Source organism: Metabacillus kandeliae, from assembly GCF_021166585.1.
Lineage (GTDB): Bacteria > Bacillota > Bacilli > Bacillales > Bacillaceae > Metabacillus_B > Metabacillus_B kandeliae.
In genome coordinates this window covers 1,134,114-1,155,653 of record NZ_JAJOZE010000001.1, presented here as the reverse complement: position 1 = coordinate 1,155,653, position 21,540 = coordinate 1,134,114, and the positions used below count along the sequence as shown (strand labels likewise).

At 44.6% G+C, this 21,540-nt stretch carries 17 protein-coding genes; all 17 read left to right on the top strand.

Annotated elements, in window-relative coordinates:
* The first annotated feature begins 76 nt into the window (after positions 1-76).
* The 17 genes from dxr (at position 77) to LRR81_RS05760 (ending at position 21,512) form a co-directional block, all read left to right on the top strand.
* On the top strand, positions 77-1,228 hold the full coding sequence (gene dxr / locus LRR81_RS05840) for a 1-deoxy-D-xylulose-5-phosphate reductoisomerase (protein ID WP_231788335.1): 1,152 nt from the start codon (positions 77-79) through the stop codon (positions 1,226-1,228).
* Positions 1,229-1,243: 15 nt separating this feature from the next.
* Positions 1,244-2,506 (top strand): RIP metalloprotease RseP, encoded by a 1,263-nt coding sequence (gene rseP, locus LRR81_RS05835; RefSeq protein WP_231788334.1) that lies wholly within the window; start codon positions 1,244-1,246, stop codon positions 2,504-2,506.
* A gap of 122 nt (positions 2,507-2,628) precedes the next feature.
* Positions 2,629-4,329: a proline--tRNA ligase gene (locus LRR81_RS05830; RefSeq protein WP_231788333.1), complete on the top strand. Its 1,701-nt coding sequence runs from the start codon at positions 2,629-2,631 to the stop codon at positions 4,327-4,329.
* Positions 4,330-4,479: 150 nt separating this feature from the next.
* Positions 4,480-8,799, top strand: a complete 4,320-nt coding sequence (locus LRR81_RS05825; RefSeq protein ID WP_231788332.1) for a PolC-type DNA polymerase III — start codon at positions 4,480-4,482, stop codon at positions 8,797-8,799.
* A gap of 261 nt (positions 8,800-9,060) precedes the next feature.
* A complete protein-coding gene (gene rimP, locus LRR81_RS05820) occupies positions 9,061-9,534 on the top strand; it encodes a ribosome maturation factor RimP (RefSeq protein ID WP_231788331.1) in 474 nt (157 codons plus the stop codon).
* A 49-nt stretch (positions 9,535-9,583) separates the two neighbouring features.
* Positions 9,584-10,693, top strand: a complete 1,110-nt coding sequence (gene nusA / locus LRR81_RS05815; RefSeq protein ID WP_231788330.1) for a transcription termination factor NusA — start codon at positions 9,584-9,586, stop codon at positions 10,691-10,693.
* 13 nt (positions 10,694-10,706) lie between these two features.
* On the top strand, positions 10,707-10,985 hold the full coding sequence (gene rnpM / locus LRR81_RS05810; protein WP_231788329.1) for an RNase P modulator RnpM: 279 nt from the start codon (positions 10,707-10,709) through the stop codon (positions 10,983-10,985).
* Positions 10,982-11,281, top strand: coding sequence for a YlxQ family RNA-binding protein (locus LRR81_RS05805; RefSeq protein WP_231788328.1), 300 nt, complete (start codon positions 10,982-10,984; stop codon positions 11,279-11,281). The genes rnpM and LRR81_RS05805 overlap by 4 nt, the downstream gene beginning before the upstream one ends.
* A 19-nt stretch (positions 11,282-11,300) precedes the next feature.
* Positions 11,301-13,592: a translation initiation factor IF-2 gene (gene infB / locus LRR81_RS05800; RefSeq protein ID WP_231788327.1), complete on the top strand. Its 2,292-nt coding sequence runs from the start codon at positions 11,301-11,303 to the stop codon at positions 13,590-13,592.
* A complete protein-coding gene (locus LRR81_RS05795) occupies positions 13,589-13,867 on the top strand; it encodes a DUF503 domain-containing protein (RefSeq protein ID WP_231788326.1) in 279 nt (92 codons plus the stop codon). The genes infB and LRR81_RS05795 overlap by 4 nt, the downstream gene beginning before the upstream one ends.
* Before the next feature lie 15 nt (positions 13,868-13,882).
* Positions 13,883-14,248, top strand: coding sequence for a 30S ribosome-binding factor RbfA (gene rbfA / locus LRR81_RS05790; protein WP_231788325.1), 366 nt, complete (start codon positions 13,883-13,885; stop codon positions 14,246-14,248).
* A gap of 127 nt (positions 14,249-14,375) precedes the next feature.
* On the top strand, positions 14,376-15,308 hold the full coding sequence (gene truB / locus LRR81_RS05785; protein ID WP_231788324.1) for a tRNA pseudouridine(55) synthase TruB: 933 nt from the start codon (positions 14,376-14,378) through the stop codon (positions 15,306-15,308).
* 25 nt (positions 15,309-15,333) lie between these two features.
* Positions 15,334-16,278, top strand: a complete 945-nt coding sequence (gene ribF / locus LRR81_RS05780; RefSeq protein ID WP_231788323.1) for a bifunctional riboflavin kinase/FAD synthetase — start codon at positions 15,334-15,336, stop codon at positions 16,276-16,278.
* A gap of 133 nt (positions 16,279-16,411) precedes the next feature.
* Positions 16,412-16,681, top strand: a complete 270-nt coding sequence (gene rpsO, locus LRR81_RS05775) for a 30S ribosomal protein S15 (RefSeq protein ID WP_231788322.1) — start codon at positions 16,412-16,414, stop codon at positions 16,679-16,681.
* A gap of 282 nt (positions 16,682-16,963) precedes the next feature.
* A complete protein-coding gene (pnp, locus tag LRR81_RS05770; RefSeq protein WP_231788321.1) occupies positions 16,964-19,084 on the top strand; it encodes a polyribonucleotide nucleotidyltransferase in 2,121 nt (706 codons plus the stop codon).
* Positions 19,085-19,273: 189 nt separating this feature from the next.
* Entirely contained in the window at positions 19,274-20,257 is a 984-nt protein-coding gene (locus LRR81_RS05765) for a polysaccharide deacetylase family protein (protein ID WP_231788320.1), read from the top strand.
* 16 nt (positions 20,258-20,273) lie between these two features.
* Positions 20,274-21,512: a M16 family metallopeptidase gene (locus LRR81_RS05760; RefSeq protein WP_231788319.1), complete on the top strand. Its 1,239-nt coding sequence runs from the start codon at positions 20,274-20,276 to the stop codon at positions 21,510-21,512.
* Positions 21,513-21,540 lie beyond the last annotated feature (28 nt).

Here is a 21,540-nt window from a genome sequence, read left to right as displayed (position 1 = left end):
GGTGCTGGGATGCACTTATTAAAAATAATCAGCCTATGAAAGATCATTTTGCGGCTCAGTTTTGGAGAGTGAAAAAATGAAAAAAATCAGTTTATTAGGTGCAACTGGGTCAATCGGTATCCAGACGCTTGAAGTTATTGCAGAACATCCGGAAGAATTTGAACTATCAGCTATGACATTCGGCAGTAACCTTGATGCAGGGATACCCGCCATTAAAAAATTCCATCCGAAGTTCGTATCAGTAAGAGACAGAGATATTTATGAAAAGCTGCTATCAGAGTTTGCTGGAAGCGGCATATCCTTTGCACATGGTGATGAAGGAAACATAGAAGCGGCTGTTCACGGTGAAGCGGATATTGTTGTAAATGCCCTCCTTGGCAGTGTTGGTCTTCTTCCGACATTAAAAGCGATTGAACTCGGCAGAACCATTGCCATCGCGAATAAGGAGACGCTGGTTACAGCAGGCCACCTCGTGACAGAGCATGCAAAAAAATACAATGCTGTTCTTCTTCCTGTAGACAGTGAACATTCTGCCATCTATCAGTGCCTGCAGGGAGAAGATCCAGCCTCCATTTCAAGGCTGATTGTTACTGCTTCAGGGGGAAGCTTCCGCGACAGGGCACGTGAGGAACTGAAAGATGTATCTGTAGAAGATGCACTGAAGCATCCGAACTGGTCCATGGGAGCCAAGATCACGATTGATTCAGCAACCATGATGAATAAGGGGCTTGAAGTCATTGAAGCTCATTGGCTGTTTGGCATTCCATACGAAGAGATTGATGTGCTCCTGCACAGAGAAAGCATCATACACTCAATGGTTGAATTTCACGACGGCAGTGTCAAAGCGCAGCTTGGCACACCGGATATGAAAGTGCCGATCCAATATGCCCTGACCTACCCGGAACGAATGCCGCTTAAGTCAACAGAAAGACTGAACCTTTGGGATTACGGGCAGCTGCATTTTGCTAAGGCTGATTTCAGCCGGTACAGGTGCTTACAATTCGCTTATGAATCAGGTAAAATAGGGGGAACCATGCCTGCTGTCCTGAATGCAGCGAACGAGGTGGCGGCAGCATCATTTCTCAGCGGGGAAATCACCTTCCTGGAGATTGAAGAACTTATTGAGCGGGCGCTTCTGAATCATGAGGTTCAAAAAAACCCTGACCTTGAAACCATACAGCTGACGGATGCTGAAACGCGCCGTTACGTTAGGTCATTATTAAAATAAAGGTGGTAGTGCCCAGTGAACACTGTGATCGCATTTGTATTAATCTTCGGTGCCCTCGTTTTTTTTCACGAACTAGGCCATCTAATGCTGGCAAAAAGGGCCGGAATACTATGCCGGGAGTTTGCGATCGGGTTCGGACCGAAAATTCTTTCCTTTAAGCGAAATGAAACGGTCTATACGATCCGTCTTCTGCCAATTGGGGGATTCGTCCGCATGGCAGGCGAGGATCCTGAAATGATAGAGGTCAAGCCTGGCTATCATGTTGGGCTCCTTGAAGGAAAAGACGGAAAAGTTGAAAAGATTATCACTAATAATAAAGAAAAATATCCGCAGGCAAGAATCATTGAAGTGGAAAAAGCTGATTTAGAGCATGGCATGTATATAACAGGCTATGAAGAGGGGAGCGAAGAAGGACTTAAGCGATTTGAAGTCAGTGAGCAGTCCTTCTTTATCACCGATGGCCAGGAAGTGCAGATTGCGCCTTACAGCAGACAATTTGCTTCAAAGACACTCGGACAAAGAGCTGCGGCTATCTTTGCCGGCCCTTTCATGAATTTCTTGCTTGCCTTTGTCATTCTCTTATTCCTCGGCCTTTTTCAAGGAGCTCCGGTAGATTTGCCGAAACTTGGCGAGCTGACCAAGGATGGTACAGCCATGAGCTCAGGCCTTAAGGAAGGCGACACGATTGAGTCCATCAATGGAAAATCAGTTTCCAGCTGGCGGGACGTTGTTGAAATCATCAGAGCCAATCCTGAAAAAGAGCTGAATTTTCAAGTGAACCGGAAGGGCGAAGATCTTTCAGTAAAGGTTGTACCTGAAAAATTCTCAGCCGGAGGGCAGACTATCGGCAGAATCGGTGCCTATACACCTGTTGAAAAGGGCTTTGTTTCAGCGGTAAAATACGGCGCAAGCGAAACATACAACGTAACGAAAGAGATCATTTTAGGGCTCGGGAAATTAATAACAGGCCAATTTTCGATCAAAATGCTTTCAGGTCCTGTTGGGATTTATGATGCAACAGATAAAGTAGCACAGTCAGGGATAGAGAATCTGTTCAGATGGGCAGCGATGCTCAGCATCAACCTTGGGATTGTCAACCTCCTTCCGCTGCCGGCACTTGACGGCGGACGCCTGCTGTTTTTCCTAGTGGAAGCAGTACGCGGAAAGCCGATTGACAGACAAAAAGAAGGAATGGTCCATTTTATCGGGTTTGCTCTATTAATGCTTCTGATGCTGGTTGTCACATGGAACGATATTCAGCGCCTTTTCCTTCAGTAGAGGGACAAAAGCGTCAAAACAGCCATATTTTATATGGCTGTTTTCGCAAATATTGATACAATGGAAAAAGGAAGCAGCATGGCTGTTAAAATACAGAGAAATAGATTAATGAGGTGCTTGACATGAAACAAAGTATGACGTTTATTCCAACTCTAAGAGAAGTGCCGGCAGATGCAGAAGTCAAGAGCCATCAGCTGCTGCTAAGGGCAGGCTATATCCGCCAGAATACAAGCGGCATTTACAGCTATATGCCTCTTGCTGCTAAAATTCTTCAAAAAATCCAGAATATTATTCGCGAGGAAATGGAAAATGCAGGCGCAGCAGAACTGCTGATGCCGGCCCTTCAGCAGTCTGAGCTGTGGCAGGAATCCGGCCGCTGGTTTTCCTATGGACCAGAATTAATGCGCCTGCGCGACAGGCACAATAGAGAATTTGCCCTTGGAGCAACACATGAAGAAGTGATTACAAGCCTGCTTCGGGATGAAGTAAAGTCTTACAAGAGACTTCCTTTGGCACTTTATCAAATTCAATCAAAGTTTAGGGATGAGAAACGCCCGCGATTCGGTCTCCTTAGAGGCCGGGAATTTATTATGAAAGACGCCTATTCTTTCCACTCCTCACAGGAAAGTCTTGATGAAGGCTATGATAAAATGTTTGAAGCCTACAGCAGAATATTTGAACGCTGCGGTCTTGATTTCAGAGCCGTTATAGCGGATTCAGGAGCTATGGGAGGAAAAGACACACACGAATTTATGGTTCTTTCCGAAGTCGGCGAAGATACGATTGCATACTCTGATACCTCCAAATATGCCGCCAATATTGAAATGGCTCCCGCTCCAAGCGAGTACGCTGCAGGGAATGAAGCGCCAAAAGAGCTTGAAAAAACAGAAACGCCTGATCAGAAGACAATTGAAGAGATTGCCGCATTTTTTGATGCTTCAAAAGAGAAGTGCATAAAATCCCTGCTCTTCAAAGCAGATGACGATTATGTGCTTGCACTGGTCAGAGGCGATTTTGACATTAATGATATTAAGGTGAAAAACTATCTGGAAGCACGAACAGTTGAGCTTGCTACACCTGAAGAAACAGAAAGTGTGATGGGCTGCAAAGTCGGATTTGTCGGACCAGTCAGCGCACCGGCTGATTTAAAAATAATCAGTGATTATTCTGTGAAGTATATTGAAAACGGCATTGCAGGGGCGAACGAGCAGGACTTCCATTTTGTGAACGTGAATCCGGAACGGGATATTAAAGGCATTGAATATACCGACCTCAGGTTTATCCAGGAAGGGGATGCCTCTCCGGACGGACAAGGCCGCATCAAGTTCGCAAGAGGAATTGAAGTCGGTCATATCTTCAAGCTTGGTACAAGATATTCCGTTGATATGAATGCTGTATTCCTTGATGAAAACGGCCGAACACAGCCTTTAATTATGGGCTGCTACGGAATCGGTGTTTCCCGTACACTGGCATCCATTGCAGAACAGCACAGTGATGAAAAAGGTCTGGTATGGCCGCTGTCTGTTACACCGTTCCATGTGCATTTAATTCCTGTGAATGTCAAAACAGAAGAACAGGTTTCTCTTTCAGATACATTATATAAAGAGCTGAAGCAGCAAGGTTATGAAGTTCTTTATGATGACAGAGCAGAACGGGCAGGAGTTAAATTTGCTGATTCTGATCTGATTGGTCTTCCAGTAAGAATAACGGTCGGCAAAAGGGCATCTGAGGGGTATGTTGAAGTAAAAGTCCGGAAAAACGGCGAGTCCCATGAAGTTCACAAGGACGAGCTTTCCGGCCTGCTTGGCAGCCTGCTGAAATAAGAAAATTTTGCGAACACAGCCAATAGTAATTTATAGATGCTGTAAAATGATACATGGTAAGATAAAGTAAACATTGAATGAAAAAAGGGGCTGGCCCAGGAACTGTTTGGGTCAGTCTCTTCCATTTTGAAAAGAAAGGAGCGATTCTGCATGGAAGATAAACTGCTGGGGCAAATCGAACGGTTTCAGCTCCTTCTGCAGCAGCTGCAATTAACAGATGATCAAGTTGCGGGCCACTTCCAGCATGGAGCCATTACAAAGCTGACCGTGCACAAGCATGAGAGAAAGTGGCATTTTGACTTTACACTTGATAATATCCTTCCATTTGATGTTTTTCAGCTTTTTCACGGAAGGCTTACTAAGGCTTTTTCCCACATAGCAAATGTCAATTATTCAATCAGCGCGAAAAATGCCCAGGAAGCAGGTGAAAAGCTGCTTCAGGATTATTGGACGTTCTGCTTGCAGGAGCTTGAAGGAATATCACCCCCAATGCTTTCGCTGCTGCATGATCAGCTTCCTGCCCTTCAGGGAATAAAGCTGACTCTGAAAACACGCAATGACACGGAGGCTGTGTCCTTAAAAAGAAAATACGCCGGCCTCATTACGGGCAGTCTTCAGCAATACGGCTTTCCTTTATATCAGCTGGAGACCGAGGTAAACCACTCTCAGGAAGAAATGCAGAAATTCACAGAAATGAAGCTGCAGGAAGATAAGGAAAGAGCGCAGGCAGCCGTTACTGAGATGGAGAAGAAAGAACGCGAAGCATCAGAACACCCTGAATTCACAGGTCCCATTACGATTGGATACCCGATTAAACCTGACGAGGAAATTCAGCTGCTTCGGACAATTGAGGATGAAGAGCGGCGGACGACTGTTCAAGGGTATGTCTTTTTTGCGGAAACGAAAGAGCTTAGAAGCGGAAGAACACTCCTTACCTTTAAGATTACAGATTATTCAAGCTCCATACTTGTTAAAATGTTTGCAAGAGACAAAGAAGATGCCGCTATTATGCAGATGATTAAAAAAGGCATGTGGCTGAAGGTGAGAGGCAGCATTCAAAACGACACCTTTGTCAGGGACCTTGTCATGATTGCCAATGACATTAATGAGGTAACACCGGCAGAACGAAAGGATACCGCCCCTGAAGGAGAAAAACGGGTTGAACTCCATCTGCACACGCCAATGAGCCAGATGGACGCGGTTTCATCTGTTTCAGATCTTGTCTCACAGGCGAAAAAATGGGGCCATCAGGCCATTGCCATCACGGATCATGCTGTAGCCCAGTCCTTTCCGGAGGCTTACTCTGCAGGTAAGAAAAACGGGGTGAAAATCCTATACGGAATTGAAGCAAACCTCGTGGATGACGGCGTTCCGATTGCGTACAATGATGCGCATATTGATCTTGCTGATGCCGTTTATGTTGTATTTGACGTTGAAACAACAGGTTTATCAGCTGTTTATGACACCATAATTGAGCTTGCGGCTGTGAAAATAAAAGACGGTGAAATCATTGACAGATTCGAATCATTTGCGAACCCTCACCATCCGCTGTCTGCTACAACGATCAATCTGACAGGGATCACAGATGATATGGTCAGGGATGCTCCAGAAGTAAAAGAGGTTCTGCAGGATTTTAAGAATTGGATCGGAAATGATATCCTTGTTGCCCACAATGCAAGCTTTGATATGGGATTTTTAAACGATGGCTATAAAAACCTTCTTCAAGAGCCGAAGGCAGCAAACCCTGTTATTGATACGCTTGAGCTTGGACGGTTTTTGTACCCTGAGCTGAAAAATCACCGCCTGAATACACTCTGCAAAAAATTTGACATAGAGCTCACTCAGCATCACAGGGCGATTTATGATGCGGAAGCAACTGGATACCTGATGATCAAAATGCTGAAGGATGCAGCAGAAAAAGGGATTTTACTGCATGACCAGCTCAATGACAACATGGGGAAGGGCAATGCCTTTCAGCGGTCCAGACCGTTTCACGCCACACTGCTTGCAAAAACAGAGGAAGGCCTGAAAAATCTTTTTAAGCTGATCTCGCTCTCCCATATTAATTATTTTTACAGAGTGCCAAGGATTCCAAGGTCTGTTCTGAAAAAATACCGTGCTGGCCTTCTTGTCGGCTCTGGCTGCGAAAAGGGCGAGGTATTTGAAGGCATGATGCAGAAATCGCCGGAAGAAACAGAAGAAATTGCTTCCTTTTACGATTATATTGAAGTTCAGCCGCCTGCTGTCTACAAGCATCTGATTTCACAGGAATACATCAGAGATGAAGAGGCGCTGAGAGAAATCATTTCAAACATTGTGAAAGCCGGAGAAAAGCTCGGCATCCCAGTCGCTGCAACAGGCAATGTTCATTATCTGAACCCGAACGATAAAATCTACCGGAAAATCTTAGTCAGTTCTCAAGGAGGAGCAAATCCGCTTAACAGACATGAACTGCCTGACGTTCATTTCAGAACAACGAATGAAATGCTCGATTGCTTCCATTTTCTCGGCGAGGAAAAAGCAAAAGAAATAGTTATTGAGAATACACAGCATATAGCAGGGCTGATCGATGAGATCAAGCCGATTAAAGACGCCCTTTATACACCGAAAATTGAAGGTGCTGATGATGAAGTAAGAGAGCTCAGCTACAGTATGGCAAGAAGGATTTACGGAGATGAACTTCCTGAAATTGTAGAAGCAAGGCTTGAGAAAGAACTGAAAAGCATCATCGGCCATGGATTTGCCGTTATTTATCTGATCTCGCATAAGCTGGTGAAAAAATCGCTTGATGACGGGTACCTTGTCGGTTCAAGGGGATCTGTCGGTTCCTCGCTTGTAGCAACGATGACGGAAATTACTGAGGTAAATCCGCTGGCTCCGCACTATGTCTGCCCGCACTGCAAGCATTCAGAATTCTTCAATGACGGTTCTGTCGGTTCCGGATTTGACCTTCCTGATAAGGATTGCCCGGAATGCGGCGCAGTCTACAGGAAAGACGGACATGATATCCCGTTTGAAACATTCCTTGGCTTTAAAGGGGACAAGGTTCCGGATATAGATTTAAACTTCTCCGGCGAATATCAGCCAAGAGCCCATAATTACACAAAAGCGCTGTTTGGGGAAGACAATGTATTCCGTGCCGGGACAATCGGTACAGTTGCTGAAAAAACAGCATACGGCTATGTGAAAGGCTATGCCGGCGACAACAATTTAACGATGAGAGGCGCTGAGGTGGACAGGCTTGTCCAGGGCTGTACAGGCGTTAAGAGAACAACGGGCCAGCATCCAGGCGGCATCATTGTTGTGCCGGACTATATGGACATTTATGATTTTTCGCCAATCCAGTTCCCTGCAGATGCAGCTGGTTCCGAATGGAAAACAACTCACTTTGATTTTCATTCCATACATGATAATCTTCTGAAGCTTGATATTCTCGGCCACGATGATCCGACTGTGATCAGAATGCTTCAGGATCTAAGCGGAATTGATCCGAAAACCATTCCGACAGATGATCCTGAAGTAATGAAGATATTCAGCGGAACCGAATCACTCGGTGTAACTGAAGACCAGATCCTTTGCAAAACAGGAACGCTCGGCATCCCGGAATTCGGAACTCGTTTCGTCCGGCAGATGCTTGAAGATACAAAGCCGACAACCTTCTCTGAGCTTGTGCAGATATCAGGACTTTCCCACGGTACCGATGTATGGCTCGGAAATGCCCAGGAGCTGATTCACAACAATACTTGCACACTGAGTGAAGTAATCGGCTGCCGTGATGACATCATGGTTTATTTAATCTATCAGGGTCTTGAGCCTTCATTTGCTTTTAAAATCATGGAGTCTGTCCGAAAAGGGAAAGGGCTGACACCTGAAATGGAAGAGGAAATGAAGAAAAACAATGTCCCTGGCTGGTATATCAATTCTTGCCTGAAAATCAAGTACATGTTCCCAAAAGCTCACGCAGCAGCCTATGTACTGATGGCTGTCCGGATTGCGTACTTTAAAGTGCATCATGCGCTTTTATACTATGCAGCTTATTTCACAGTCCGTGCAGATGACTTTGATATCGAGACACAGGTGAAAGGCTCTCTTGCCATCAAAGCGAAAATTGAAGAAATCAACAGCAAGGGCCTTGATGCTTCTCCGAAGGAAAAAAGCTTGCTCACCGTTATGGAGCTTGCACTTGAAATGTGCGAGAGAGGGTATTCTTTCCAAAAGATAGACTTGTATAAATCAAGCGCATCCGAATTTATCATTGAAGGCGATACGCTTATCCCGCCGTTCAACTCAATTCCAGGGCTCGGCACAAACGCTGCCATTAATATTGTAAAGGCAAGACAAGATGGGGAGTTTCTCTCCAAAGAAGACTTGCAGCAGCGCGGAAAAGTTTCAAAAACCATCCTGGAATATTTGGACAAGCAGGGCTGTCTTGAAGCCCTTCCTGACCAGAATCAGCTGTCCTTGTTCTAAAGAAGGGGAGGCGCGCTTCCCCTCTTAAAGGCAGGACTGGCGCGATTTGCGGCAAAAAAGCTGATTTGCAATAAAATTCCGGTTATGGTATAGTTTTATTGGAAATGCTAGCGATAGAAGCGGCTAAGGAGAGTGGGGCAACCCGCTCTTTTGTATTGAGTAGACCTCTTTCGATAGTGCAATGCTTAATTCCCTGCTGATCCGGCAGGGTTTTTCATCAGCTAAAGGAGCTATTTTGCTTGGAATACAAGGAGGAAAAGAATGAGTAAAAAAGTAACCGAAGTCGTCGCTGAACTGGCTGAGCCGATCGCAGCTGAGCTTGGTCTCGAGCTTGTTGATATTGAGTACGTAAAAGAAGGGAAAAACTGGTTCCTTCGCGTATTTATAGATTCAGATGACGGTGTCGACATTGAAGAGTGCGGAATCGTCAGCGAGCGGCTCAGTGAGAAACTTGATCCACTGGATCCGATCCCTCATAACTACTTTTTAGAGGTTTCTTCTCCTGGAGCAGAGCGTCCGCTGAAAAAAGATGCTGATTTTAAAAAAGCAATCGGCAAGCATGTACACATAAAAACGTATGAACCAATAAACGGCGAAAAAGTATTTGAAGGCACGCTTGATGCGTTTGACGGGGAAACTGTCACGGTTACAGTCACAGTCAAAACCAGAAAAAGACAAGTGCAAATACCCTATGAAAAAGTTGCCGGAGCAAGGCTTGCAGTCATTTTCGGATAATAGAAAATAAGAGGCTGACTGTATGAAAGCAGAAGGGGGAAACCGAAAAATGAGCAGTGAACTTTTAGATGCCTTAAGCATACTTGAGCGAGAGAAGGGCATCAGCAAAGATGTTATCATTGAAGCAATTGAAGCTGCACTGATTTCAGCTTATAAAAGAAACTTTAACCAGGCTCAGAATGTCCGGGTAGATTTAAACCGCGACACTGGTACAATGAGGGTTTTTGCCCGCAAAGACGTTGTCGATCAGGTATTTGATCCGCGGCTTGAGCTTTCTGATGAAGAGGCGAGAAGCATCAATCCGAATTATATCGTCGGAGATGTAGTGGAAATTGAAGTAACACCGAAAAATTTCGGACGCATTGCTGCACAGACCGCCAAGCAGGTCGTTACACAGCGGGTCCGCGAAGCAGAACGCGGAGTTATCTACTCTGAATTCATCGACCGTGAAGAAGATATCATGACAGGTATTGTTCAGCGGATCGATTCTAAATTCATTTACGTAAGTCTTGGCAAAATTGAAGCGCTGCTGCCTGTTAATGAGCAAATGCCAAACGAGCAGTACAAGCCTCATGATAGAATAAAGGTATTTCTTACAAAGGTTGAAAAAACAACAAAAGGACCGCAGATTTTTGTTTCGCGCACTCATCCAGGCCTTTTGAAAAGATTGTTTGAAATCGAGGTTCCTGAAATTTTCGACGGTACTGTGGAGATCAAATCTGTCGCACGGGAAGCAGGAGACAGATCCAAAATTTCCGTTTATGCCGAACAGACTGAAGTGGATCCTGTCGGCTCCTGTGTCGGTCCTAAAGGCCAGAGGGTTCAGGCGATTGTCAATGAACTGAAGGGCGAGAAAATTGATATTGTCCGCTGGTCAAATGATCCTGTTGAATTTGTCGCAAATGCTTTGAGCCCTTCAAAGGTAGTTGAGGTTCTTGTTAATGAAGAGGAAAAAGCGACAACCGTTATTGTTCCGGATTACCAGCTTTCGCTTGCTATCGGAAAAAGGGGTCAGAATGCCCGCCTTGCTGCGAAATTGACTGGTTGGAAGATTGATATAAAGAGCGAATCAGATGCTGAAAAGCTCGGAATGCTTTCTCCTAAAGAAGAAAGTGCTGATGAGGAAAACTACGAAGATTATACAGAACAAGGCGAATAAGAGGTGATACCGCGTGAACGATCGTAAGAAAATACCTTTACGAAAATGCGTGGCAACCGGAGAAATGAAATCGAAAAAAGAAATGGTCCGCATTGTCCGTTCAGCTGAAGGCGATGTTTCCATCGACCTTACCGGCAAAAAAAACGGACGCGGAGCTTACCTGACACTGGATAAAGAATGTATCTTACTGGCCAAAAAGAAGAACATTTTATCCAATCAGCTGAAAGCTCAAATAGACCAATCATTGTATGAAGAACTGCTGCAGCTTGCCGAAACGGAAAGACGGGCATGAACGAGCAGTGGATGTCCTTATTAGGACTGGCCAATCGAGCGCGAAAAGTCATCTCAGGCGAAGAACTGGTAGTGAAGGAAGTCAGAAGAGGCGGAGCAAAGCTAGTTCTGTTATCTGATGATGCTTCAGCCAACACGCATAAAAAAGTGACGGACAAATGCAGAACCTACAAGGTACCTGTTGCTTTTGTCCCGGACAGGAACGTTCTCGGGAAAGCAATCGGAAAAGATGCAAGAGTCGTTGCAGCAGTAACGGAAGCCGGTTTTGCCTCAAAACTGAAGGGCTTGCTCGATTAAATAACTCGGGGGTGAACACATGGCAAAATTGAGAGTATATGAATACGCAAAGCAGCATAATGTGTCAAGTAAAGATGTCATCAGTGCATTAAAGGATTTAAACGTTGAAGTAAGCAACCACATGACGATGATCGAAGACCGCTTCGTTCAGCCGCTGGATAATAAATTCGCCAAAAAAACAGACAGCAGGCCTGCTGAAAATAAAGCGGCAGATACAGCTAAACAGAGCAGCAAACCTGTTCAGAAGGAACGCAGTGTTGCGATCAGAGAAGATAATCAAAACTCCAGCACCTCTCTGAAAAAAACGCCGGGCAATAATGGCCCTCAAAAGACAGGCGGCCAAAAGACTGGATCTCAAAAGCCGGCTGCACAAAAATCAGGCGCCCAAAAGCCGGGGTCTCAAAGACCAGGTTCGCAAAGACCGGGATCGCAAAGACCAGGCGGCGGAAATCAGCCGTTTAATAAAAACAAAAAGAACAACAATAAAAAAGGCAAGCCGAACGGCCAGGCCAATCGTTCCTTCCAGCCGCAGGCTGAAAAACCAAAAAAAGAGCTGCCGGCAAAAATTACTTTTACAGGCTCATTGTCTGTAGGCGAGCTTGCTCAAAAGCTTTATAAAGAGCCTTCTGAAATTATCAAAAAGCTTCTTCAGCTTGGTGTTATGGCAACCATCAATCAGGAGCTGGACAAAGATACAATTGAATTGATTGCATCCGGCGAATTTGGTGTTGAAGTAGAAGAAGAAATTCTTTTTGATGTAACAGAATTTGAAGGATATGAAGTGGAAGACAAGGAAGAAAGCCTGACTGTCAGACCTCCTGTTGTTACTATTATGGGCCACGTTGACCATGGGAAAACAACCTTGCTTGATTCCATCCGGAACACGAAAGTAACGGAAGGGGAAGCTGGCGGTATTACCCAGCATATCGGGGCCTATCAGGTAGAAACCAACGGCAAAAAGATAACGTTCCTTGATACCCCGGGACATGCTGCATTTACGACAATGCGCGCCCGCGGTGCCCAAGTAACAGATATAACAATTCTAGTTGTAGCAGCAGATGACGGAGTCATGCCGCAAACGGTTGAAGCCATCAACCATGCGAAAGCAGCAGAAGTGCCGATTATCGTTGCTGTTAACAAAATGGATAAAGAGTCTGCCAATCCTGACCGCGTTATGCAGGAATTGACAGAGCATGGCCTGGTTTCGGAAGCATGGGGCGGGGATACTATCTTTGTATCTGTATCAGCCCTGAAAGGCGATGGAATCGATGAATTGCTTGAAATGGTTCTGCTGGTCAGCGAAGTTGAGGAATGGAAAGCCAATCCTAACAGACGTGCGGCAGGTACGGTAATTGAAGCACAGCTGGATAAAGGCCGCGGCTCTGTTGCCACGCTTCTCGTTCAGAATGGAACACTCCGCATCGGTGATCCAATCGTAGTAGGAAACTCCTTCGGCCGCGTCCGCGCAATGGTCAATGATCTTGGACGCCGTGTGAAAGAAGCTGGTCCTTCCACTCCTGTTGAAATCACAGGTCTCAATGAAGTGCCGCTTGCAGGCGATCAGTTCATGGTTTTTGAAGACGAGAAAAAAGCCCGCCAGGTTGGGGAAGCAAGAGCTCAGAAGCAGCTTGTTGAACAGCGCGGCGAAAAATCAAAATTAAGCCTCGATGATCTATTTGAGCAAATCAAGCAGGGTGATGTGAAAGACATTAATCTGATTGTAAAAGCTGATGTTCAGGGATCTGTAGAAGCAATGGCTTCCTCTCTTCAAAAAATTGAAGTAGAAGGCGTTAAAGTTAAAATTATTCATACAGGCGTAGGGGCCATTACCGAGTATGATATTATGCTTGCTTCTGCTTCAAATGCAATTGTTATCGGCTTTAACGTTCGTCCTGATAACAATGCAAAACGGGCAGCTGAAGCTGAAAAAGTCGATATCCGTCTTCACCGCATCATTTATAAAGTGATTGAGGAAATCGAAGCAGCTATGAAAGGGATGCTTGACCCTGAATTCGAAGAAAAAATCATCGGCCAGGTTGAGGTCCGCCAGACGTTCAAGGTTTCAAAAATTGGAACAATTGCCGGCGCTTATGTAACTGACGGCAAAATTACCCGTGACAGCGGCATTCGTTTAATCCGCGACGGCATTGTTATTTTTGAAGGCGAAGTAGATGTATTGAAACGCTTTAAAGATGACGTAAAAGAAGTTTCACAAGGATATGAATGTGGTATAACCATTAAGAACTTCAATGATATTAAAGAAGAAGATATTATTGAAGCTTATGTAATGGAAGAAATCGAAAGAAAATGATTGGATGCGCAGACTGTGAGTGCTTGATTTATCATGCAGGTTCCTTGAAAGAAAAGCGCGCCGTTCTTCAGCGGATCACATCGAGAATACGGCAGAAATATAATGTATCCATAGCTGAAACGGATTACCAGGATCTATGGCAGCGCACAAGATTCGGCATTGTTGCTATTACCTCTGACAAAACAAGCACAGAGCGGGTTCTGCAGAGCGTCCTGCAGTTTATTGATTCCTTCCCTGAAATCGAGCGCACAATCACATCCATTGAGTGGCTTTAAGAATGAGGTGAGGAAATGAGCATGAGATCGACCCGTGTCGGCGAACAGATGAAGAAAGAATTAAGCGACATTATCGGGCGCAAAATGAAGGATCCGCGAATCGGTTTTGTTACTGTAACTGATGTAAGAGTAACTGGAGATCTTCAGATTGCCAAAGTATATATTTCAGTGCTTGGCGGAGAAGAGCAGCGTGAAAATACGCTAAAGGGACTTGCAAAGGCGAAAGGATTTATCAGATCCGAAATCGGCCAAAGAATCCGCCTTCGAAAAACGCCTGAAATTCAATTTGAATTTGACGAGTCTATCGACTACGGCAACAGAATTGAAACGCTGATTCACAAAATCAACGAGTCAGACAGCGATAAAGAACATAATGAATGACACTAGGCAAAAAAAGGATAGACTCTAATGTCTATCCTTTTTTGCTTAAAAATGTACATATTTCAGTTTAAACAGGTGTGCTATAGAGCAAGTCCTGAATAATGAAGGAAAGCGGGGAATGAAATAGATGGATGGCGTCTTATTGCTGAACAAGCCGGCTGGAATGACCTCACATGACTGTGTGTCAAAAACGCGGCGTCTTTTAAAAACAAAAAAAGTCGGCCATACAGGGACACTCGATCCAGATGTAACAGGAGTGCTTCCCCTTTGTATTGGAAGAGCGACCAAGATTGCAGAGTATTTGACAGCGGCAGTGAAAACGTATGAAGCAGAAGTAACAGTGGGAATTTCGACTGAAACGGAAGATGCTTCAGGTGAAATTGTGGAAAGAGAAAGCGTTAAAGAAGGCGAGATAACAGAACAGCTTGTCAGAGAAGCGCTGCTTTCCTTAACAGGGGAGATGGAACAGGTTCCCCCCATGTATTCTGCTGTTAAAATTAATGGAAAAAAGCTTTATGAATACGCCCGTGAAGGCAAACAGATTGAACGGCCTGCCAGGATAATAACCGTTCATGAGCTGGTGCAGACAAGCCCAGCTGTGTACCATCCTGCGGAAAAAACCGTTTCTTTTGGCATCAGGGCGGTTTGTTCTAAGGGGACATACATCAGGACACTTGCTGTTATGATCGGTGAAAAGCTCGGTTTTCCCGCACACATGTCAAAGCTTGCAAGAACAGGATCAGGGCAGTTTGAGCTCAGCCAGTGCCTGTCATTTGAGGAGATTCAAGAAAAGATTGCAGAGGGAACCCTGAATCTGATCAGTATCGGGGAAGCGTTAAACCATTTGCCCAAATGGGTGATAAATGATACATTAGCAGAGAAAGTGAAAAACGGTGCAGTACTGGAAGTCCCTGAACAGCTGAAGGATCTTCCGTTTGATGCTCCCGCTGCTGTGTTCGGCGAGCACGGAGAATGTCTTGCTATTTACAGCAGGCATCCTGAAAAAACAGGGGTCATTAAGCCTGTGAAAGTTCTATATTTACACAGCGGGTCAATGTAATAACTCGTCAGAAAAGGTGAAATACGTGCAAACGATAAGGCTAACACATCCATTTATCCAGCATCAGCCAGATCCCCCTGCCCTTTCTCTCGCATTGGGCTATTTTGACGGTGTGCATAAAGGGCATAAAGAGGTAATTGCCTCTGCAAAAAGGTGGGCAGAAGAGAACAGCGCTAAAACGGCTGTGATGACCTTTTTTCCCCATCCATCACAAGTGCTGAGAAAAAACACCGCGCCTGTTGATCCTATTACACCGCTTGAAGAAAAAGCAAAGCTCATTGAGGATCAGGGTGCAGATATTTTATATATTGTGGAATTTACTGAACAGTTTGCAGACTTGGAACCGCAAGAGTTTGTTGATCAGTATATTATCGCTTTAAATGTCAAGCATGCAGCAGCAGGGTTTGATTTTACGTACGGCAAGCTTGGCAAGGGCACCATGGAAGCCCTGCCGTTTCATTCAAGAGGAAAGTTCAGCATTACAACGGTGGAAAAACAGACAGATCATGACAGGAAAATCAGCTCTACTCTCATCCGCGAGGTTATCCGGAATGGGGATGTTGCCTACGGTGCAGCACTTCTTGGCAGACCGCATTTTGCTAAAGGCAAGGTGGTTCATGGAGATAAGCGGGGGAGAACCATCGGTTTTCCGACCGCGAACATAGAACTCAGCGGTGAATGCCTGATCCCGCCGACAGGTGTTTACGCTGTTACAATTGAAATAGACGGCGGGACACATCAAGGTGTCTGCAATATCGGCTATAAGCCTACCTTTTATGATGAGAAAAGCCTGAAGCCCAGTATAGAAGTTCACATCTTTGACTATAATGAAGAAATATACGGCAAAGAGGCGGCAGTTTTCTGGCATAAGCGCATCAGAAGCGAACAGAAATTCAGCGGTGCAGAAGAGCTGATTTCACAAATACAAAAAGACAAGCAGGCAGCAATACAATATTTTCAAAACAACTGACAAATGCCTTGCATTTTAGTCTTTATAATAGTATTCTTAAACATGTAACTTTTAAACCATTGCTTGGCAAGTCGACACTCCGACGCTTGCTCGGTAATCGGGGTTATTAGAAAAATAATAGGAGGTGAATAGGATGGCAATGACTCAAGAGCGTAAAAATGAACTGATCAACGAGTTTAGAACGCACGATACTGACACTGGTTCTCCAGAGGTTCAGATCGCTATCCTAACAGAACAGATCAACACTTTGAACGACCATTTGCGCACGCACAAGAAGGACCACCACTCACGTCGCGGTCTTTTGAAAATGGTAGGTAAACGCCGTAATTTGCTGACTTACTTGCGTAACAGCGAAGTTTCACGTTACCGTGAACTGATCAACAAACTAGGCCTACGCCGATAATTTTTTGGAAAGCGGGAGAATTCCCGCTTTTTTAGTGTAAGAAAAATGTCTTTTGAAACCAAAAAAGCTGCTTTCACTGGTTTTGAAAAGCCTGAAGGCAGCTGTTTTTCCATCTATATAACAGAGTTAGCAGAATGGCGCTTTCGTGCCGCTCTTCTAAAGCAGGTTTTTCTAATTCAGCTATTTACATATACAACTAACATTGATATGTTGAATTTAATTAGTCCATACTAATACATAGAGCAATTTTGAATGTATATGAAGAGAGGAGCACTTACTTTTATGGGTCAAGATAAACAAGTCTTTTCCATTGACTGGGCCGGCAGAACACTTACCGTCGAAATTGGCCAGCTTGCCAAACAGGCAAACGGTGCCGTCCTTGTACGTTATGAAGATACAGCAGTGCTCAGCACGGCGACTGCTTCAAAAGAACCAAAATCTGTAGATTTCTTCCCGCTTACCGTTAACTATGAGGAACGTCTTTATGCGGTGGGCAAAATACCTGGCGGCTTTATTAAGCGCGAAGGCAGACCGAGCGAAAAAGCTATCCTGGCGAGCCGCCTGATTGACAGGCCGATTCGTCCGCTCTTTGCTGACGGCTTTAGAAATGAAGTTCAGGTAGTGAGCATTGTGATGAGCGTTGATCAGAACTGCTCTTCAGAAATGGCTGCGATGTTCGGTTCTTCTCTTGCTCTTTCCATCTCCGATATTCCTTTTGAAGGACCGATTGCCGGTGTAATTGTAGGCAGAATTGATGGGGAGTTTGTCATTAATCCGAATGTCGAGCAAATGGAAAAAAGTGACATTAACCTGACAGTTGCCGGTACAAAAGATGCCATTAACATGGTTGAAGCTGGCGCTGATGAGGTGCCTGAAGATGTGATGCTTGAAGCAATCATGTTCGGCCACGAAGAAATCAAAAGGCTGATTGCATTCCAGGAAGAGATTGTACAGCAGGCCGGTAAAGAAAAAATTGAAGTAAAGCTTTATGAAATAGATGCAGACCTTCAAAAAGAAGTAAAAGAAGCTGCTGAAGCTGACTTGAAAAAAGCCATTCAAGTGCAGGAAAAACATGCTCGTGAAGCGGCCATTTCAGAAGTGAAAAATGCTATTGTTCAAAAATATGAAGAAAACGAAGCTGAGGCTGACGTGATCAAGCAAGTGAAAGAAACTCTTTTAAAGCTTGTGAAGGCTGAAGTAAGACGTTTAATTACAGAAGAAAAAGTGCGCCCTGACGGAAGGCAGATTGACGAAATCCGTCCGCTTTCTTCAAGCACAGGCATTCTTTCCCGGACCCATGGTTCAGGCTTATTTACTAGAGGCCAGACACAGGCTCTGAGCATTTGCACGCTGGGAGCGCTCGGTGATGTTCAGATTTTGGACGGGCTTGGCATTGAAGAATCAAAGCGCTTTATGCACCATTACAATTTCCCGCTCTTCAGCGTAGGTGAAACAGGTCCTATGCGCGGTCCAGGCCGAAGAGAAATCGGGCATGGAGCACTGGGAGAGCGGGCACTTGAGCCGGTTATTCCTTCTGAAAAGAATTTCCCTTATACAATCAGGCTCGTATCTGAAGTGCTAGAATCAAACGGTTCTACATCACAGGCGAGCATCTGTGCAAGCACTCTTGCGATGATGGACGCCGGTGTACCGATTAAAGCTCCAGTAGCAGGAATTGCGATGGGTCTTGTTAAATCCGGTGAACATTACAGCGTGCTTACAGATATTCAAGGGATGGAAGATCACCTTGGCGATATGGACTTTAAAGTAGCCGGTACTGCCAAAGGAGTTACAGCTCTCCAAATGGATATCAAGATTGACGGACTTTCAAGAGAAATCCTGGAAGAAGCTCTTCAGCAAGCAAAAAAAGGCAGAATGGAAATTCTGGCATCTATGCTTGAAACGCTTTCCGAGCCGAGAACTGAGCTTTCCCAATATGCGCCGAAGATTCTGATTATGAATATCAATCCAGATAAAATCAGAGATGTTATCGGGCCAAGCGGCAAGCAAATCAATAAAATCATTGAAGAAACAGGCGTCAAAATTGATATTGAACAGGACGGAACGGTCTTTATTTCTTCAATCAATGAAGAGATGAACCAAAAAGCGAGGAAAATTATTGAAGACATTGTCCGTGAAGTAGAAGTAGGACAAATGTATTTGGGCAAAGTGAAACGAATTGAAAAATTCGGTGCTTTTGTTGAGCTATTCACCGGCAAGGATGGACTCGTTCATATTTCCGAACTGGCTGAAGAGCGGATCGGAAAGGTGGAAGACGTTGTTTCCCTTGGCGATGAGATTTTGGTGAAAGTAACCGAAATTGATAAGCAAGGCCGTGTGAACCTTTCAAGGAAAGCTGTACTTCGCGAACAAAAAGAGAAGGAAGCTTCTGAAGAAAAGTAAACCATGAAGCCAGGGCAACCCGGCTTCTTTCTTTTGAATCAGGCTCTTTTACGTAAAGATTCCTGCTGCGAAAAGAGCTTATGATCATAGGAAATGCGAAAAACAGCATAGAATAAAGGCTATCCGGGTTCTACCTTGTCCCCTTAAGACATAATTTTTTAGCAGGGCTGAAATTAGGGGGAGACTGTAATGAAAAAGAACTCGGCTGGTTTTTCCATACTGATTATGGTTGCTGCAGCCATTATAATAAATCCTTTTACAGCAAGCTATTATCAATCTATGCAGCTTGAAGAAGTTCCTGCAGCAAAAATGACGGACAGCCTGTACAGTGAAATAGCAGAAAAGTCGAAATTATATGAAGCTGTGCCGCAGGATGCTGAAATACATAAGATATGGAAGGCAACGCCAGGCTATAACGGCGTTAAAGTGGATGTGGAAGCTTCCTATCAAAGAATGAAGCAGGGAGGCATTTTCGATGAAAATCTGCTTGTTTTTAAGCAGATCCCTCCCAAAGTGCATTTGAAGGATCTTCCCGCTTCACCGATTTACAGGGGAAATCCTGAAAAACCGATGGTTTCTTTTTTGATTAATGTCGCCTGGGGAAATGAGTATATTCCCAAAATGCTTGATACGCTTGATAAATATCATGTAAAGGCTACTTTTTTCCTTGAAGGAAGATGGGTAAAAGAAAATACCGAGCTTGCTAAAATGATTTCTGACAGCGGCCATGAAGTGGGGAATCATTCCTACAGCCATCCGGATATGAGCCGTTTGTCCTCCAATGCCATTATGAATGAACTGCAAAGGACAAATGAGGTAATCGAAGCTGCTACAGGCAAAAAGCCTGACTGGTTCGGGCCCCCGAGCGGCAGCTACAGGGATGAAGTGACGTCTGCAGCGCGGTCGCTTCAAATGGGGATGGTGCTCTGGAGCGTTGACACGATCGATTGGCAAAAGCCTTCCCCTGACGTTCTTTTTGCAAGGGTCATGAAAAAAGTGCATAATGGGGCTATGATCCTGATGCATCCTACAGATGCAACAGAAAAAAGTCTTGAAAAACTTATTTTATCGATAAAGAAAAAAGGACTTTCAATCGGCACGGTATCTTCCCTGATGAACGAAGAAAGGCTGATCAGGGAGCCGGCCGTGTTAAGGAAGCAAGACCAGCAGTAGAATAGGAGGAGTCCCTTTGATCAAAAAATATACTTGTCAAAACGGGGTCAGAATAGTACTCGAAAATATTCCAACAGTCCGGTCGGTAGCAATCGGCATTTGGATCGGAACAGGTTCAAGAAGCGAGGATCCTTCCATTAACGGTGTTTCCCATTTCCTTGAGCATATGTTTTTTAAAGGAACTAAAAACAGGACAGCAAGGGAAATCGCGGAATCATTTGACAGCATCGGCGGTCAGGTCAATGCCTTCACATCCAAAGAATATACATGCTATTATGCGAAGGTTCTTGATGAACATGCCGGATATGCTTTGGATATATTATCAGATATGTTCTTCCATTCCACCTTTGAAGAAGAAGAGCTGAAAAAAGAAAAAAATGTCGTTTACGAAGAAATTAAAATGTATGAGGATACGCCGGACGACATCGTCCACGACCTTTTGAGCAAGGCTGTATACGAATCTCATCCCCTTGGCTATCCGATTCTTGGAACAGAGGAAACATTGAATTCTTTTAATGGCGACTCTTTGAGGGAATATATGGAGAAATTTTACATCCCCGAAAATGTGGTCATCTCTGTTGCAGGAAATATTACAGATGAATTTATTAAAGACATTGAAAAGCTTTTCGGTTCGTATGAATCCTCTTATAAAAAGCAGGAATATGAAACACCGGCATTTCATTATCAAAAAATGTCCCGGAAAAAAGACACAGAGCAGGCTCACCTCTGCCTTGGCTTTAATGGTTTAAAGGTCGGCCATGAGCGGATCTACAGCTTAATCGTATTAAACAATGTCCTTGGCGGCAGCATGAGCAGCCGTTTGTTTCAGGATGTAAGAGAGCAGAAGGGTCTCGCCTATTCTGTCTTTTCCTATCATTCCTCTTACCTTGACAACGGGATGCTTACGATATATGGAGGCACTGGAAGCAATCAGCTTGAACTTCTTTATGAAACGATCCAGGAATCTTTATCAAAGCTTAAAGCGGATGGAATTACAGAGAAAGAGCTGAAGAACAGCAGAGAGCAGATTAAAGGCAGCTTGATGCTCAGTCTTGAAAGCACAAACAGCAGAATGAGCCGCAATGGCAAAAACGAGCTTCTCCTCGGCCGCCACAGAACCCTTGATGAAATTCTTGATAAAGTCAATGAGGTCACGGAAGACACCGTAAATCAGCTCGGCCGCGAACTGTTTACAAATGATTATGCAGTAGCGCTGATCAGCCCTGACGGCGAACTTCCAAAAGGTTTAAAATAAAGAAAAGTGCCGGCTCCAATTTGGAGAC

What these genes read in the sequence shown, in the direction of transcription:
- rimP (WP_231788331.1), top strand. Translation starts at nt 9,061, where the DNA reads ATGAGTAAAAAAGTAACCGAAGTCGTCGCTGAACTGGCTGAGCCGATC.
- truB (WP_231788324.1), top strand. Translation starts at nt 14,376, where the DNA reads ATGGATGGCGTCTTATTGCTGAACAAGCCGGCTGGAATGACCTCACAT.
- LRR81_RS05795 (WP_231788326.1), top strand. Translation starts at nt 13,589, where the DNA reads ATGATTGGATGCGCAGACTGTGAGTGCTTGATTTATCATGCAGGTTCC.
- LRR81_RS05825 (WP_231788332.1), top strand. Translation starts at nt 4,480, where the DNA reads ATGGAAGATAAACTGCTGGGGCAAATCGAACGGTTTCAGCTCCTTCTG.
- rpsO (WP_231788322.1), top strand. Translation starts at nt 16,412, where the DNA reads ATGGCAATGACTCAAGAGCGTAAAAATGAACTGATCAACGAGTTTAGA.
- LRR81_RS05830 (WP_231788333.1), top strand. Translation starts at nt 2,629, where the DNA reads ATGAAACAAAGTATGACGTTTATTCCAACTCTAAGAGAAGTGCCGGCA.
- LRR81_RS05765 (WP_231788320.1), top strand. Translation starts at nt 19,274, where the DNA reads ATGAAAAAGAACTCGGCTGGTTTTTCCATACTGATTATGGTTGCTGCA.
- nusA (WP_231788330.1), top strand. Translation starts at nt 9,584, where the DNA reads ATGAGCAGTGAACTTTTAGATGCCTTAAGCATACTTGAGCGAGAGAAG.
- pnp (WP_231788321.1), top strand. Translation starts at nt 16,964, where the DNA reads ATGGGTCAAGATAAACAAGTCTTTTCCATTGACTGGGCCGGCAGAACA.
- rbfA (WP_231788325.1), top strand. Translation starts at nt 13,883, where the DNA reads ATGAGCATGAGATCGACCCGTGTCGGCGAACAGATGAAGAAAGAATTA.
- infB (WP_231788327.1), top strand. Translation starts at nt 11,301, where the DNA reads ATGGCAAAATTGAGAGTATATGAATACGCAAAGCAGCATAATGTGTCA.
- dxr (WP_231788335.1), top strand. Translation starts at nt 77, where the DNA reads ATGAAAAAAATCAGTTTATTAGGTGCAACTGGGTCAATCGGTATCCAG.
- LRR81_RS05805 (WP_231788328.1), top strand. Translation starts at nt 10,982, where the DNA reads ATGAACGAGCAGTGGATGTCCTTATTAGGACTGGCCAATCGAGCGCGA.